Source organism: Dialister succinatiphilus (assembly GCF_928721695.1).
GTDB lineage: Bacteria > Bacillota > Negativicutes > Veillonellales > Dialisteraceae > Dialister > Dialister succinatiphilus.
Genome location: NZ_OV788641.1, coordinates 670263 through 686112, shown reverse-complemented (window position 1 = coordinate 686112; position 15850 = coordinate 670263). Strand labels below are relative to the sequence as shown.

At 54.6% G+C, this 15850-nt stretch carries 10 protein-coding genes, 1 pseudogene and 1 riboswitch; of the genes and pseudogenes, 9 read left to right on the top strand and 2 right to left on the bottom strand.

Annotated elements, in window-relative coordinates; all coding sequences use genetic code 11:
* Positions 1 to 1482: 1482 nt before the first annotated feature.
* The 5 genes from gltB to NW747_RS02970 all read left to right on the top strand — a co-directional run bounded on the left by gltB (position 1483) and on the right by NW747_RS02970 (position 9965).
* Positions 1483 to 6024, top strand: coding sequence for a glutamate synthase large subunit (gene gltB, locus NW747_RS02990; RefSeq protein ID WP_273187950.1), 4542 nt, complete (start codon positions 1483 to 1485; stop codon positions 6022 to 6024).
* 947 nt (positions 6025 to 6971) lie between these two features.
* The gene (locus NW747_RS02985; protein WP_273187949.1) at positions 6972 to 7535 is read left to right on the top strand and encodes a helix-turn-helix domain-containing protein; all 564 of its coding nucleotides are present in this window, start codon (positions 6972 to 6974) and stop codon (positions 7533 to 7535) included.
* A 425-nt stretch (positions 7536 to 7960) separates the two neighbouring features.
* Positions 7961 to 8275: an ArsR/SmtB family transcription factor gene (locus NW747_RS02980; RefSeq protein ID WP_273187948.1), complete on the top strand. Its 315-nt coding sequence runs from the start codon at positions 7961 to 7963 to the stop codon at positions 8273 to 8275.
* A 101-nt stretch (positions 8276 to 8376) separates the two neighbouring features.
* A complete protein-coding gene (locus NW747_RS02975; RefSeq protein ID WP_273187947.1) occupies positions 8377 to 9255 on the top strand; it encodes a radical SAM protein in 879 nt (292 codons plus the stop codon).
* A gap of 32 nt (positions 9256 to 9287) precedes the next feature.
* Entirely contained in the window at positions 9288 to 9965 is a 678-nt protein-coding gene (locus tag NW747_RS02970; RefSeq protein WP_273187946.1) for a DsbA family protein, read from the top strand.
* A gap of 170 nt (positions 9966 to 10135) precedes the next feature.
* On the opposite strand, the pseudogene NW747_RS02965 reads toward NW747_RS02970, so the two are convergent.
* A pseudogene (locus NW747_RS02965) lies at positions 10136 to 10426 on the bottom strand (transposase); the annotation flags it as partial.
* A gap of 34 nt (positions 10427 to 10460) precedes the next feature.
* Positions 10461 to 10530, top strand: a riboswitch (Fluoride riboswitch).
* Positions 10531 to 10588: 58 nt separating this feature from the next.
* Between NW747_RS02965 and crcB the strand changes: the two are divergent.
* The 4 genes from crcB to NW747_RS02945 all read left to right on the top strand — a co-directional run bounded on the left by crcB (position 10589) and on the right by NW747_RS02945 (position 13983).
* On the top strand, positions 10589 to 10975 hold the full coding sequence (gene crcB, locus NW747_RS02960; protein WP_273187945.1) for a fluoride efflux transporter CrcB: 387 nt from the start codon (positions 10589 to 10591) through the stop codon (positions 10973 to 10975).
* Between the two features lie 64 nt (positions 10976 to 11039).
* Positions 11040 to 11837: an enoyl-CoA hydratase/isomerase family protein gene (locus NW747_RS02955; RefSeq protein ID WP_273187944.1), complete on the top strand. Its 798-nt coding sequence runs from the start codon at positions 11040 to 11042 to the stop codon at positions 11835 to 11837.
* A gap of 2 nt (positions 11838 to 11839) precedes the next feature.
* Positions 11840 to 12535, top strand: coding sequence for an alpha/beta hydrolase (locus tag NW747_RS02950; protein ID WP_273187943.1), 696 nt, complete (start codon positions 11840 to 11842; stop codon positions 12533 to 12535).
* Between the two features lie 260 nt (positions 12536 to 12795).
* Entirely contained in the window at positions 12796 to 13983 is a 1188-nt protein-coding gene (locus NW747_RS02945) for an MFS transporter (RefSeq protein ID WP_419095311.1), read from the top strand.
* Between the two features lie 775 nt (positions 13984 to 14758).
* Here the strand turns inward: NW747_RS02945 and NW747_RS02940 are convergent.
* Positions 14759 to 15844 (bottom strand): lactate oxidase, encoded by a 1086-nt coding sequence (locus NW747_RS02940; RefSeq protein WP_273187942.1) that lies wholly within the window; start codon positions 15842 to 15844, stop codon positions 14759 to 14761.
* Between the last annotated feature and the right edge of the window lie 6 nt (positions 15845 to 15850).

Here is a 15850-nt window from a genome sequence, read left to right as displayed (position 1 = left end):
CCAGTATTCCCGAAGGTTGACACGCCCTTACGGGCGTGAGGGTTGAGCCAGCCGCCGGGCCTTTCGGCCCTGGGCTGCCAGGGTTCTGCCTGTGATCGGCTTCGCCTTACAGGCAGGTTGAGGGCTCTCGCCCTCGGGAGTTATATAGTATTGTGGAGGTCCTGCATAGGACCTCCAAGTCAGCCAAAGTAGGCCCTTAGCCTGCCCATTAAAGGGCTTACCTATTGGTTGGCTGACCGTGCCCGCTGGGAAGGTATGGCGCCCTTTATGGACAAGCCCCTATGGGGCTTGAGGGTTCAAGCGCCTTCGGCGCTTGGGTTCAAAAGGTTCAGAGGGTTCAAAGGGTGGAGGTGGGCGCCTTTTAATTGATAGAAGGCGCCCTTTTATAAAAAACCTTCACAACCGGGCTTTCGCCCGTGGGAAAACAGGCCAGCCTCGCTTCGCTCGAGGAAATGCATTCCCCCTTTGGTGGCTGGCGCCACCACCTTGCCCGGTGGGAAGCGTGTCACTTGATTCGCGGGTCGCCTACAGCTCCCCTATGAATCCAGTTCCTTTGCCACCCCCCGCAGTTCGGTGGGGCGGCAAAAGGAAAGCGCCTTAATGGGCAGGCTAGGCGCCTTACTTCGCCCCACTTGGAGGTCCTATGCAGGACCTCCACAGGGGACTATAAAGCTCCGTTATGCTGTGAGCTGCTTATGAAGAGAGTGTTTCGCGGTGTTTTATTCTGCCCCCTGCATAGGGGGAAGTCCGGCGAAGCCGGATAGGGGGAGGCGAGCGCAGCGAGCCAATCAGCAGAATGCTTACTATGCCATATGACACAGAAAGCCAATCCCGTAACGCTGACTTTATAAGCATTGCCCCCTAAAGGGGAAACGACTCACTACATTTTGCGCGTCGCTAGCGCTCCTTCAAAATGTGTTCGCTGTGCACCGAAGGGCAATCCACAACCCTCGGGGCCGAAGGCCTCGTCAAACCTAAGAACCCTCCGGCCCATAGGGCCCATCCATCTTAAGAACCCTCCCTCATAACGCTGACTTCATACTCATTACCCCCTAAAGGGGAAACGACTCACTACATTTTGCGCGTCGCTGGCGCTCCTTCATCCACTGCTGTCACTGACTCACTGGATTTTCAGGTCGCTGATGCTCCCTTACAAATCCAGTTCGCATAGTGCAAAATGTGTTCGCTGTGCACCGAAGGGCAATCCACAACCCTCGGGGCCGAAGGCCCCGTCAAACTTACGAACCCTCCGGCCAAGGGCCGGTCAATCCTAAGAACCCTTTCCTTCACAACCCTACTACACAACCCGCGGCGAAAGCCGCGCCCCTTTTTTAAAACCTGCGGCGAAGCCGCACAAAATTCCTATTTACCTCACTTTATCATAGTGCTATAATACAAAATACAACTTAAGTTTTCCGATGCCGGACGAAGCAGCTTTTCAGCTGCCTGTCCGGTTTTTTGTTTCTACGGGAGGCGCGGAGTATGGGAGATGTATGGAGAGATTTACCAAAGCCCCAGGGGCTGTATGATCCGAGGAATGAGCATGATGCCTGCGGTATCGGTTTTGTGGCGAATATCAAGGGAAAGCGTTCCTATGGCATTGTGGATGATGCCTTGAAGATTCTGGAGAACCTGAAGCATCGGGGCGGTGAAGGAGCGGACCAGAAGAGCGGTGACGGCGCCGGGATACTGACCCAGATTCCCCATGAGTTTTTCCAGCGGGAGTGCGAGGTGCTGGGATTCCGCCTGCCTCCGGAGGGACAGTACGGGGTGGGCATGATTTTTGCTCACCGCTATCATGATTTCCGGGAGGAGCAGAAGCGGATTTTTGAGGATATCGTGAAGGACGAGGGACAGACGGTGCTGGGCTGGCGGGAGGTGCCCATCGATGAAAGTCTCATCGGCGAGGAGGCCAAGCGCATACGGCCCCATTTCCTGCAGGTGTTTATCGGAAGAAATCCAGACTTGGCAGAGTCCATGGATTTCGAGCGGAAGCTGTACATTATCCGGCGGCGGGCGGAGAAGAAAATCATTCCCCTCTCCGAGGGCATGGGTACGGATTTCTATATTGCCAGCCTGTCTTCCAAAACCATTGTGTACAAAGGCATGCTTACCAGCGACCAGATGCGCCATTTCTATCTGGACCTGTCGGATCTGGATTTCAAGACCGCCATGGCCATGGTTCATTCCCGCTTCAGCACCAATACCTTCCCCAGCTGGGCCAGGGCCCATCCGAACCGCTACATTGTGCATAACGGGGAAATCAATACCATCCGCGGCAATATCAACTGGCTCAATGCCCGGGAGAGCAAGTCTCGGCCCTCGGATTATCCGGAGCTCACCAGGGCCTTCCCGGTGGTGGACGATACAGGCAGTGATTCCGCCATGTTTGATAACTGCCTGGAGTATCTCCATATGGCAGGCCATTCCCTGGCCCATGCCATGATGGTCATGATTCCAGAGCCCTGGGAGAAGGATTCCTCCATGAGCCGGGAGAAGAAGGATTTCTACCGGTACCACAATTTCATGATGGAACCCTGGGACGGACCGGCGGCCATCTGCTTCTGTGACGGCGTGTCCATCGGCGGCATGCTGGACCGGAACGGCCTGCGCCCGGCCCGGTACTATGTGATGAAAGATGACCGGGTCATTCTGTCCTCCGAAGTAGGCGCCGTACCGGTGGACCAGAAAGAGGTGCTCTACAAGGGCCGTCTGGAGCCGGGGAAAATTTTCCTCATCGACACCTCTCAGCAGCGCATTGTAAGTGATGAGGAAATCAAGCATACCATGGCCAGGGCCCATCCTTACGGCACCTGGTGCAGGGAGCATATCCTGGACCTGAAAGACCTGCCGAAAAAAGAAAGGAAAGCGCCGGCGCATCTGGAGGAAGAGCAGCGGGCCTTCGGCTATACCCAGGAAGACATGCGGGATATGATTATCCCCATGGCCCAGACCGGCAAGGACCCGGTGGGAGCCATGGGCATGGATTCGCCGCTGACGGTGCTGTCGGAAAAGCCCCGGATTCTCTACGATTATTTCCGGCAGAATTTCGCCCAGGTCACCAATCCGCCCATCGACGCCATCCGGGAATCCATCGTCACTTCTTCCACCGTTTATGTGGGCAATATGGCCAACATTATGGACCCCGACGAAAAGGGTACCGCCGCCCTGGCCATGGACCGGCCCCTTCTGACCAACGAGGAAATGGAAGCGGTGAAAGAGCTGCAGGACGACCGTCTTCGTCCGGTGGTGCTGTCCCTTCTCTACACCGACGGGAAAGGGGAAATGGAGAAAGCCCTGCATGCTCTCTTTGATAAAGCCCTGGAAGCGGTGAAGTCGGGCCACAATATCCTTATCCTGTCGGACCGGGGCGTGGACAAAGACCATCTGGCCCTCCCTGCCCTTCTGGCATCGGCGGGACTCCACAATTTCCTGATCCGTGAAAAAGTGCGGCCCGATGTGGGCATTATCCTGGAGTCCGGAGAACCCAGGGAAGTGCACCATTTCTGCACCCTCATCGGCTATGGCGCCACAGCCATCAATCCCTACCTGGCTCTGGACACGGCAGCGGACCTGGCGGAAAAAGGAAAACTGGGACCGGTGACGGTGGAGGAAGCCCTCAGGAACTACATGGACGCTTCGGTGAAAGGCATCCTGGCAGTCATGTCGAAAATGGGGATTTCCACAGTGAAGAGCTACCATGGCGCCCAGATTTTTGAAGCCCTGGGCATTGGGAAGGAAGTGGCAGACACCTGCTTTGGAGAAACCACCTCCCCCGTAGGCGGCCTGGGCTTTATGGACATAGAAGAAGAAAACAGGAAACGCCATGAAGAGGCCTATGAAAGGAAGAGAGGCCTTCCGGCCGGCGATGTGTTCAAATACCGCAGAAACGGCGACGAACCCCATATCCTCTCGGCCGAAACCATCCGCCTCCTGCAGCAGGCCTGCCGCACCGGAAGCTATGAAATCTACAAACTCTATGCCAAAAAGGTGAACGAGCCCCTGATCCGGCTCAGAGACCTCCTGGGTTTCACCTATCCTGCCGGCTGCAGCATTCCCATCGAAGAAGTGGAAAGCGCGGACTCCCTGATTTCCCACTTCCGCACCGGCGCCATGAGCTACGGCGCTCTCAGCAAAGAAGCCCATGAATGCATTGCCAAAGCCATGAACCATCTTCACAGCCGCAGCAACACCGGCGAAGGCGGCGAGGACCCCGAACGCTTTGCGCCCCTGCCCGACGGCAGCAGCCTGAATGATGAAATCAAGCAGGTCTCCACCGCCCGCTTCGGCGTCACCGGCAATTACCTGGTGCATGGCTCGGAAATCCAGATCAAGTGCGCCCAGGGGGCCAAGCCCGGCGAAGGGGGCCACCTTCCCGGCAGCAAAGTGGACCCTTCCATTGCCCGCACCCGCCGCTCCACCCCCGGCGTATCCCTGATTTCCCCGCCGCCCCATCATGATGTGTACTCCATCGAAGATCTGGCCGAACTCATCTTCGATTTGAAAAATGCCAATCCGAAGGCGGAAATCAATGTGAAACTCACTGCCGGCAGCGGCGTAGGCACCATTGCTGCCGGCGTGGTGAAGGCCAAGGCCGACGGCATCACCATCAGCGGCTATGACGGCGGCACCGGCGCCTCCCCCAGAACCAGCATGCGCCATGCCGGCCTTCCCTGGGAAATCGGACTGGCCGAAGTGCAGCAGGTGCTTCTGCTGAACCAGCTCCGGGACCGGGTAAAGCTGGAAACGGACGGCAAGCTTCTCACCGGCCGGGACGTGGCCATGGCGGCCCTTCTGGGGGCAGAGCGCTTCAGCTTCTGCACCGGCCCCCTCATCGCCCTGGGCTGCCAGATGTACCGGGTCTGCAACAGGAATACCTGCCCCGTAGGCATCTGCACCCAGAATGAAAAACTGCGGAAACGGTTTGCTGGAAAACCGGAATATGTGGAAAACTTCATGCGCTTCGTGGCCGAAGACCTGCGGGAAATCATGGCCCGCCTGGGCTTCCATACCCTGGAAGACATGGTGGGAAGAAACGACCGGCTGAAGCAGAAAGGCCTCACCGGCAATGCCAAGGCTGACACCCTCCACCTGGACGCCCTCCTCTTCAGGCCCTATACCGATATTTCCGTGGGCCACCATTTCACAAACCCCCAGGACCACCAGATGGAAAAGACCCTGGACATGGCCAAACTGGTACGCATGTGCCGGCCGGCCCTGGAAGAAGGCAAGCCGGTACGGGCCAAACTCTTCATCAAAAATACCAACCGCGTCACCGGCACCCTGGTGGGCAGTGAAATTTCAAGACTGTATGGCGAAGAAGGACTGCCGGAAGACACCATCCATCTCTCCTTCGTCGGCTCTGCCGGACAGAGCTTCGGCGCCTTCATCCCCCGGGGCCTCACCCTTACCCTGGAAGGGGATGCCAACGACTACGCAGGGAAAGGCCTTTCCGGCGGCAAAATCATCATCTATCCGCCCCGGGAAGCCGCCTTCAAAGCAGAGGACAATGTGATCATCGGAAACGTAGCCTTCTTCGGCGCCACCGGCGGCAAAGCCTTCGTCTCCGGCCGGGCCGGCGAACGGTTCTGCGTGAGAAACAGCGGCGCCACGGTGGTGGTGGAAGGCGTGGGCAACCACGGCCTGGAATACATGACCGGCGGCCGGGTGGTCATTCTGGGAAGCACAGGCCTCAACCTGGCAGCCGGCATGTCCGGCGGTGTGGCCTACGTGGTGGACCTGGACGAAAGGAAACTGAACCGCGAAATGGTACACGCCGGCCCCCTGGATCATGAAGAAGAAGCGGAAGAAGTGAGGAAACTCATCGAAGAGCATTACATTTCCACCAGAAGCGAAAGGGCAGAGGAAATTCTGGCCCAGTGGAACCGCTTCCTCCCCAGAATCAGCCGCATCATCCCCAGAGACTATGAAGCCATGGAAAAGGAAATCCGCCGCTTTATGAAAGAAGGAAAAACCAGAGAAGAAGCGGAAAAAGAAGCCTTCGAAGAGAAATTCGGGAAGTGATACAAAGGCGCTGACGCGGCAGCGAAAACCGTACAACCGCCCTGGCGCCCTATGGGGTTTGAGGGTTGACGGCCCGCTGGGCCGAAGGTTCTTAAGGGGCTTAAGTTTGACGCGCCTTTGGCGCGAGGGTTGTTGTAGGGCGCCTCTAAATTATAGAAGGCGCCAGTTTGTATAAAACCTTAACAACCGCCCTGCGGGCGTCGGAAATGCAATCCCCCTTTGGTGGCTGGCGCCACCACCTTTCCCCCGCAAGCGGGGGCACTATGGATGTTTAGCCAAGGGGCCATGTCTCTACAGGAAAGCATAGAAACCTATTCTGCCCCCTGAACAGGGGTGGCAAGGGAACACGATTCGTAAGTGAGCAAAGCGACCTGAGAATCGTGTGACACGCTTTCCCGTGGAGAAGTCCGGCGAAGCCGGATAGGGGGAGGCGAGCGCAGCGAGCCAATTACCAGAATGCTTATCATACCATATGATACAAAAAGCCAATCCCGTAACGCTGACTTTATACTCATCGCCCAAAGGGCGATACCACAACCCTCGGCCCGAAGGGCCGTCAAACTTACGAACCCTCCGGCCCATAGGGCCGGTCCATCTTAAGAACCCTCCCTCATAACGCTGACTTCATACTCATCGCCCAAAGGGCGATACCACAACCCTCGGCCCAAAGGGCCGTCAAACTTACGAACCTTAAGAACCTTCGGGGCGAAGCCCCGTCAACCCTCACGCCCGAAAGGGCGTGTCCCATCAAAATCAGTTTCCTCTTTTTACCCAAGAGCCTAAAGGCCCCTGCCATGAAACGCAGGGGCCTTTCTTTTCCTTATGGAAGATGGAACAGGGAAATGCCCCTTTTCATGATGTTTCATAGAACTTGCGTTCTGTGACGTTTCCGAATATGCTGAGTACAACCGCGGAATACAAAAAGGCATGCCGGAAACGGACAGCATATGACAAAGGAAAAGTTCTATGAAGAAGAAAGAAAACTGATTGAGAAAGCCAAAGGCGGAGACCGGAAGGCCATGGAGGATCTCATGGACCGCTACGAGCCTCTTTTTAGAAAATTGTGCGCCGGAGAGACCCGGATGGACTGGGAGGATATCCGGCAGGATCTGGCGGTGTCTTTCCTGGAAGGCGTCAGGGCCTTTACGCCGGAAAGGGGCACCTATTTTCCCTACTACATCCGGCAGCGGCTCTATTGGGAAAAAGTGCATCTGGTGGAAAGAATGATGCGCCGGCGGTCGGTGGAGCTCCAGTCTCTGGCGGGCATAGAGAACATAGCCGACGAATCTGAAGGCGGCAGGGATCACCTGGAAGTGCTGAAGGAAATCGCAGCAGACCTTCCCCTTTCAAAGAAGGAAAGAGACCTTCTTTCGGCCCTTCTTCGGGGAGAGAAGGCGGCAGATGTGAGAAAGACAATGAACATAAGCCGCGCTTCCTACTATCGCCTCCGGGCCCGCCTCTTTTCCGCCCTTCGGAAAGAAAAGGATCGGTTCTGGGACATGGTGAAATAGTGGGCTGGTGGGCTAATGTACTAGTGTTATGCTAACTGCCGGAAAATATCAGATAGTCAGACGGCAGACATGAGACCGGTGATATTCCCGAAAGGGAAGGGGCCGCCGCGGGCGCGGGTGTAAAGGTTTTCCACACAACCTGCGGCGGAGCCGCGCCCCTTTTTTTAAAATCTGCGGCGAAGCCGCCACCACAACCCTCGGCCTGAAAGGCCGTCAAACTTAAGAACCCTCCCTCATAACGCTGACTTTATAAGTATTGCCCCCTAAAGGGGAAACGACTCACTACATTTTGCGCGTCGCTGGCGCTCCTTCAACTGGGGTACCTGTTTGTCCAGCGGGCCTGCGGCCTGCTGCTGGTGGTCCTGGGGGCTTACTAGTTTTCTCAAAACTATTGACATATCGCGAATAATGAATATAATAGATGCATGGATAAGATTGAAATTTTTAAAGCGCTGTCAAATGAAACACGGCTCAGCATTATTGAGTGGTTGAAGGAACCGGAGAAAAACTTTCCACCGCAGGGAGGACATATTGACGATGCGGTGGATCTGAAGGGCGGAGTGTGTGTTGGAAGCATCCGCGACAAGGCCGGTATATCACAGTCGACCGTATCTCATTATCTTGATATGCTGCAAAAGGCGGGTCTGCTTCTTTCCGAAAGGCATGGGAAGTGGACATATTACAGACGGAATGAAGAGATGTTGGCTGCACTGTCAGACTACTTCGGACACGAAATTTAAGTTGTGCATAAATTAGGCGGGATGAGAATCCCGTTTAATTTAGGGCCTTATATATCGACAAAACGAGATATAAAGATATATAGAAACAAGGAGGAATTTCTATGCATTTTTCAAGTGGAATTGTCAGACCGCCCTATGAGGCAGGTTCCTGTTTTTTACAAGTAACGTCAGGTTGCTCACATAACAAGTGCCGCTTCTGTACTTTTTACAAGGAAGCACCGTTTTCTGTATCTCCTGAGAGGGAGATACGGGAGGATCTTCAGGAAATAAGAGATTCCGGATGGAAGGTAAAGCGGATTTTTCTGCAGGGAGCGGACCCGTTCCTGCTGAGCTACAGCAGACTTAAAAGAATCATGGACTTGATCAAAGAATACCTGCCCTGGGGCGTTTCCGTTGGTGGATATGGCCGGGTTGACAGCGTAAAGAACAAGTCTGTGGAGCAGCTTAAGTCACTGAAAGAAATGGGATATGACATGATCGTATTCGGAATCGAGTCGGGTGATGATGCTGTTCTCGCTAAGATGAATAAGGGTTATCATGGAAGTGATATCGTAGAGCAGCTCTCCAAGCTGGATGAAGCAGGAATGCGTTATTCCGTCATCTTCTTATACGGACTGGGAGGCCATGATTATGGTATGGGGCATGCCATCAAAACAGCAGAAGTGTTAAATCATCTGTCGCCTGTCAGGGTACTGGCTTCCGGGCTCTCGATCTTCCCTGATACTCCGCTTATGGAAGAAGTGAGGAGGGGTGAGTTTGTAGAAGCTACAGAGACAGAAAAGATACAGGAACTATATACCTTTGTGAAGACGCTTGAAATCCACACGCTGCTGGATGCAACGAATGTCTCCAATATGATGCCGGTATATGGACATCTTCCGGATGACAAAGAGAAGATACTGGCGATGCTCAAACAGGGTGCAGACGAACAGGGAGAAGAGCGATTGCGGATGCGAAGAGACAGCATGAGAAGCCTGTGACCAGGACAAAAAATCAGAAAAGCGGTATTTAGATGAAGGCGTATTATATTTTTGACAGCTATTGTGGATGGTGCTATGGGTTTGAGACAATTCTTAAACCGTTTATTGAAGCACATCCGGAATTGGAAGTAACGGTGCTATCAGGTGGATTATTTATGGACGGATATTCGCTTTCGGCATTTCCGTATATGAGTGATACGAATAAAAGAATTGCGGATATGTTTGGAGTGGAATTCGGCAAGCCATATCTGAACCTGTTAGAGACGGGAAGTATGGTTCCTGACTCGAATGATGCCGCCATAGGATTTGGAGTTCTCAGGAGCTTCTTACCCAAAGGAGAACATGTTAATCTTGCGTCAAAGATGCATGAAGCATTCTATTTGGATGGCAAATCACTTTCTGACGTGGAGACGATTGAATCAATCGCCAAATCCTATGACCTTCCTGCAGATAAGATTGCAGAGGAGTTCATCCGTATTTCTAAAGAGGTCAAGTACCATCCGGACTTTTATGAGGCAAGAAAAATAGGAGTCACATCCTTCCCGACGTTGTTTCTTGAAATAAACGGGAAGCATTATGACTTAAAAGGAAGTGCAATTACCCTCAATGATTTAGAGGAAAATATGAATATCATTAAGGAAAAGGGCGGGATCCTCAATGATGGATACAATACGCCCGTTGCCTGTAATATCGACGGTACAGGTTGTTAATAAGCGCACGGCACCAGGGTATTTGCTCCACGCCTCGCAGAAATGCTCGAATTCGACCGAGGCCGCTGAAAAAGCTGTGATTCTCTGAGGAGGAGTTATCCACAGGCAGAAAAAAGCGCATCAGTTGATGAATATTCTCATCTTCTGATGCGCTTTTTGTTTTTGATGTTCTAAAAGGGGCGAAATAGGAGGCCTTTCAGCCCCCAGTGCGATGATTCTTTCAGATTTGTAACGAATATCGTCGTCGCGCCTTGCAACTGCATGCCAACGAGGCCCGAGGACGACGCGACGTCGTACCCGTGCCTGTGCTTGAGCTCGCTGTTTTTCGCTTCGATCTTGTATCGTGTCCGCGCAAGTTCTTTGAAGGATTCTGTTTCTTGGAACTCTGCCTGTTTTTTGTGAAGCCCGCTCTTGATCGTGACGTTGTACGTCTTGCTTTTCGCACCATCTTTATAGCATCCTTTTCAAATCCCCTTTCCCTGTGATACAATAAAACCCGCAAACGGCGATGGAGTTCGCCGGGCGTAGGCCGAATGCTCTTTGAGCTGATGACTCCTGTCCCCTGGAATCGGATTCTTTTGAGAATCTCCCAAGGGGGCAGGAGATTTTTTTATGGAGGCATGATGATGAACTATGTATATCCTTTGCTGGTGGCTGCCGGCGGGGCTCTGGGCGCCCTGTGCCGGTATATGACTACCCTTGTTATGGCAGGCTGGATGGGGACGTCTTTCCCTTACGGCACCCTGGCAGTGAACGGTGCCGGGTCCTTCCTGATAGGCATACTGGGGGTCCTTTTTTCCCGGGTGTATCCTCTGCCGGGGGCGGCGGCTTTTCTTATCACCGGATTTCTGGGAGGCCTCACCACCTTTTCCTCCTTTATGAATGAAACTCTGCAGCTTTGGGCTTCCGGGCGATGGCTGGAGGGGCTGGGGTACCTGATCGCCCAGCTGGCCTGCGGCCTGCTGCTGGTGGCCCTGGGGGCCTTTCTGGCGGAAAAGATATTTCTGTAAAAGGTCCTTATATGAATGATATAATATATAAAGATGTTCCCGTTGTTTCCCGAAGGAGGCAGTCATGGCTTACGAAAGAATTCATACATCCCTTTCAAAAGGCATCGAAACTATTACATTGGATTACGGGCCTACTCTGAATGCGCTGGACATGGTGATGGCAGGAGAGCTGGCAGAGGCTCTGGAGGAAGCGGAAGGAAATCCGGAGGTGAAGGTACTGGTGCTTGCCGGTGCCGGCCGGGCCTTTTCCGCCGGCGGCGATATCCGGTATATGAAGGCCCACTGCGAGGAACCGGATTTTTCGAAGAAGTCCATGGCGCCTCTGGCAGGGAAGCTGTCGGAAATCGTGCTGTACATGAAGAAAATGAGGAAAATCATTATCTGCGCTGTGGCAGGTGCCGCAGCCGGCGGGGCTGCCAACCTGGCCTTTGCCTGTGATTTCATTTTCGCTGCCGACGATGCGAAATTTCTGCAGGCCTTCGTAGGCATCGGCCTCTGTCCCGATACCGGCGGCGTTTATTTCCTGCCCCGTATGGTGGGAAGCCACAGGGCCTTCGATATGTTCGTCACCGGCCGCCCGGTGAAGGCGGAAGAAGCGCAGAAAATGGGGCTGGTGAAGCAGGTCACATCCCGGGAAGAACTGATGCCCCAGGTGATGGGTTTCGCAGAAAAACTGACAGAGGGTCCTCTTCTGGCCTATGGAAATATGAAACGGCTTATGTTTGAAAGCATGTACAAGGGCTTTGAGGACTATATGAAGGCGGAAGCGGTGTACCTGGCTCAGTGCTCCGGCAGTGAAGATTTCAAGGAAGGCATCACCGCTTTTCTGGAAAAGAGAAAACCGGTATTCAAGGGGAAATGACCATGGATACCATTCACTGGAAGGAAGGCGGCCTGGGCGGCACCATTTACAGAACACAAGGGGCCAAAGCCCTGGCGTACATTCTGGAGCCGGAGCCGGTGACAGATAAAGTGGCTTCGGTGGCGGAAGAACTGTCCCTCACTCTGGTGTCCATCTCCGGCATGGACTGGAACCGGGATCTTTCTCCCTGGAAGGCGGAGAAGGTATTCAAAGGAGAAGAAGACTTTTCCGGCGGCGCTGATGACTTTATGGAAAAACTGGAAAATAAGGTTTTCCCGGCCATCGAAGAAATGGCGGGCCCCCTGCCGGACCATCGCATGATGGCAGGCATTTCTCTTTCCGGCCTCTTCGCCCTTTACATGGGGACCCGGTCCTCTGCGTTCTCAGCCATCGCTTCTATTTCCGGCTCTCTCTGGTTTGATGGGTTCACAGACTTTGTGAAAGAAAATGGGCTGCATCCGGCGGTAAAGCGGGTGTACCTCTCCCTGGGAGACAAGGAAAAGAAAACAGGAAATCCCCGCATGGCCAGGGTCGAATCGGCCACTCTGGAAATGGAGGGCATTCTGAAAGAAAAGGGCGTGGAAACGGTTTTCCAGATGAACCGGGGCAATCACTTCGTCTACGGCGCCGAAAGACTGGAAGAAGCTCTCCGCTATCTGGTGACCGGCAGAGTGTGGAAAGGACCCCATAGTTTGTGAGGAATAATGAGCTGGTGGAGACGGCTGTCCGCTGACCGCCGGAAGATAGCAGATGGTCAGACATCAGACAGTCAGACGGCCAGGCGGCCAGACTTCAGACGGTTGTCCGCTGTGCACCGCAGGGCAATCCGCAACCCTCGGGGCCAAAGGCCCCGTCAAACTTAAGAACCTTCACGCCTGAAAGGCAATCCGCCACCCTCTGAACCCTCTGAACCCGGGGCCCCAGAGCGGCCCATTTCATTGATAGAAAGGAGGAAATCATGAAGAACTGGAAATCCATTGTTTATCTGGCCTGCCTGATCCAGGTGGGGGCCGGTATTTCCATGGTAGGCGTCATGTCCTTCCTTCCTCTTTTTCTATCGGAAATCGGAATCACAGATCCCGGAGAGGCGGCTTTCTGGGCAGGGCTGATTGTGGGAATCACGCCTTTCATGATTGCCTTTTCTGCTCCTTTCTGGTCCATTCAGGCAGACCGGCGGGGTCCGAAGACGGTGATGTCGGTGGTGCTTTTGACGGTGACTGCCTCGTCCCTGCTTCAGGGCTTTGCCACGTCTCCCTGGCACCTTCTCTTTCTCCGCATGGCCCAGGGGCTGGTGGGCGGTTTTGTGCCCATCGGCCTTTCCATCGTGGTTTCCGTAACGCCGGAGAATAAGACGTCCTGGTCCATGGGCTATTTTCAGGCGGCCATGGTGATGGGCATCATGTTCGGCCCTCTTCTGGGCGGCACCATTGCGGATACCTTCGGCTACCGTATGCCCTTCTTCTTCTTTGCTTTCCTGGCATTCTGCTGCTTCCTGGCAGTGCGCATTTTCCTTCCCGCCATCCATCGGAAGGGGGCGGATAAGGAAAGAGCTTCTACCATGAGCCAGATTTTATATTTCATGAAAATCCCCCGGGTGCGGCTTATGACCTTCATGCAGTTCCTCTGCAACTTCGGTATTACCGGCATCGGGCCCATCCTTCCCCTGTATATTAAACAGATGGTGGGAACGGACAGTGAGCTGGTGGCCACCATGGTGGGATTCATCATTTTCATTTCCGGCGGCTGCAGTGCCGTCATGTCCCTCAATGTGGGGCGGCTGACCGAAGCCATCCGGCCTCACCGGATTCTGGTGGGGGCTACCTTCTTCGTGGGATTTACTTTCATCATGCAGTACATGATGAGCTCCGTCACCGGTCTGGGGGCCTGGCGGGGCATTACCGGTCTGGGCATGGGGCTCATTGCGCCCTGCACGAATACCATCATCGCCCGGTCTGTTCCTCCGGAAAAGCGGGCCATTGTATTCGGTGTGGTATCCAGCGTGTTCCTCATGGGCAACGTGGCCGGTCCTGTGTGCTCCGGCGCCCTGGCCCGCTTTCTGGGCTATTCTTCTGTTTTCTGGTCCACCGCCCTGGCTTTCCTTCTGGCCGGTGCCCTGATTGCCTGGAATTTCAGGAAGGAATGGTGACATAGCGGGTGGCAATGAGGCGGCTCTCGCTATGAGCTGTCCGCTGACCGCCGGAGATATCAGATGGTCAGATGGCAGACATCAGACGGGCGGAATTCCCCGGACGTCTCAGGCTCCGCCTGCAGAGCGGGCTGGTGAAGAGGGCGTATTGTATACCGCAAGGCGGCATGATCGATTCCATTGCCGAGGGGGCCACAACTCTCAGCCGCCAAAGGCGGCTGTCAAACGTAAGAACCCGACCGCCCGGCGGGCCAGTCCATCGTAAGAGAGACTGAAAGTAAATCCCGTAACGCTGACTTTATAAGCATTGCCTATGGCAATCCTCCACCCTCGGCCCGAAGGGCCGTTGCCCCCTGAGCGAAGCGAACACAACCCTTCTGCACAACCTGCGGCGCTAGCCGCGCCCCTTTTTTTATAAAATCTGCGGCGAAGCCGCCACCACAACCCTCGACCCGAAGGGCCGTCAAACTTAAGAACCCTTGGGCCGCAGGCCCATTCATCTTAAGAACCTTTTTCCCAGCCCCTTGAGCGATAGCGAATACAACCCTTCTACACAACCCGCGGCGCCAGCCGCGCCCCTTTTTTTAAATCTGCGGCGAAGCCGCCACCACAACCCTCGGCCTGAAAGGCCGTCAAACTTAAGAACCTTAAGAACCCTCGGGGCGCAGCCCCGTCAACCCTCACACCGAAGGTGTGTCCAAAGGCGCCAGCCGCGCCTTTGTTCCACAAAAAAACCGGGCAGCACTTTTTCCAGTGCTGCCCGGTTTTACTATGCTCAAATCAATTTTGTCTGTTTTACTTCTTCAATGGTCTTTGTGCCTGCCAGCTGCATGGTGATGGACAGTTCCTTGTTGAAGTGGTCGAATACTGATTTCACCCCTTCAGCTCCGCCCAGGTTGAGGCCGTAGATGACGGGGCGGCCGATGGCTACCAGGTCGGCGCCGCTGGCCAGGGCTTTGAATACGTGATTTCCTCTTCTGACGCCGCTGTCAAAGATAACGGGTACCCGGTGGTTGACGACAGCAGCAATGGAAGGGAGCACGGCAAAGGAAGCAGGGCCGCCGTCCAGCTGGCGGCCGCCATGGTTGGAAACCCATACGCCGTCAGCGCCGGCGTTGATGGCAATGTCCGCATCTTCCGGGGACTGGATGCCTTTGACGATGACAGGAAGGCCGGACATATCTTTCAGTTTCTTCACGTCGGAGGGAACGAAATCCTGCTTGGCAGCGGCATAGATTTCAGAAATATTCTTTCCCTTGCCGTCGGCGGCGCCGTAGGCGGCCAGGTTCGGCATGGGCAGGGGAAACTGGAATTTCGTGGCAATATCTTCTTCCCGGTAGCCGCCCAGGGTGGAGTCCACGGTCATGATGATGGCTTTCACGCCGGCTTTGACGGCTTTGCGGATGAGGAATTCATTGAAGCCGTCGTCTTTGCTCATGTAAATCTGGAAAAACTGGGGCGCACCAGGGCAGGCGGCAGCCGCATCTTCCAGCTTTGTGCTGCCATAGGTGCTCATGGCAAAGAGGGTGCCTGCTTTGGCAGCACCGATGGCAGTGTCCACTTCGCCCTTCATGTGGGCCAGGCCATGGGCAGCTGATGGAGCTTCAATGACCGGCGTTTTCAAGGGAATGCCGAAAATAGAGGTGGACAGGTCTGCGTGGGAAATGCCGCGGAGTACCCGGGGAACGATGTGCTTGTCTTCAAAGGAGCGGGTGTTTTCCCTCATGGTCCATTCGTCTTCTGCGCCTTCCCGGATATAACCGAAGGCGCCTTCGTCCATGCGGGCCTTCACTTTGGCTTCCAGTCCTTTGATATTCAAAATATCAATGGGATGTTCTTCATTGCTTGTGTAATATGACATAGTTAT

Excerpts from the sequence above, each read along its gene's own strand:
- gltB (WP_273187950.1), top strand. The coding sequence starts at position 1,483 with ATGGGAGATGTATGGAGAGATTTACCAAAGCCCCAGGGGCTGTATGAT.
- NW747_RS02985 (WP_273187949.1), top strand. The coding sequence starts at position 6,972 with ATGACAAAGGAAAAGTTCTATGAAGAAGAAAGAAAACTGATTGAGAAA.
- NW747_RS02980 (WP_273187948.1), top strand. The coding sequence starts at position 7,961 with ATGGATAAGATTGAAATTTTTAAAGCGCTGTCAAATGAAACACGGCTC.
- NW747_RS02975 (WP_273187947.1), top strand. The coding sequence starts at position 8,377 with ATGCATTTTTCAAGTGGAATTGTCAGACCGCCCTATGAGGCAGGTTCC.
- NW747_RS02970 (WP_273187946.1), top strand. The coding sequence starts at position 9,288 with ATGAAGGCGTATTATATTTTTGACAGCTATTGTGGATGGTGCTATGGG.
- crcB (WP_273187945.1), top strand. The coding sequence starts at position 10,589 with ATGATGAACTATGTATATCCTTTGCTGGTGGCTGCCGGCGGGGCTCTG.
- NW747_RS02955 (WP_273187944.1), top strand. The coding sequence starts at position 11,040 with ATGGCTTACGAAAGAATTCATACATCCCTTTCAAAAGGCATCGAAACT.
- NW747_RS02950 (WP_273187943.1), top strand. The coding sequence starts at position 11,840 with ATGGATACCATTCACTGGAAGGAAGGCGGCCTGGGCGGCACCATTTAC.
- NW747_RS02945 (WP_419095311.1), top strand. The coding sequence starts at position 12,796 with ATGAAGAACTGGAAATCCATTGTTTATCTGGCCTGCCTGATCCAGGTG.
- NW747_RS02940 (WP_273187942.1), bottom strand. The coding sequence starts at position 15,844 with ATGTCATATTACACAAGCAATGAAGAACATCCCATTGATATTTTGAAT.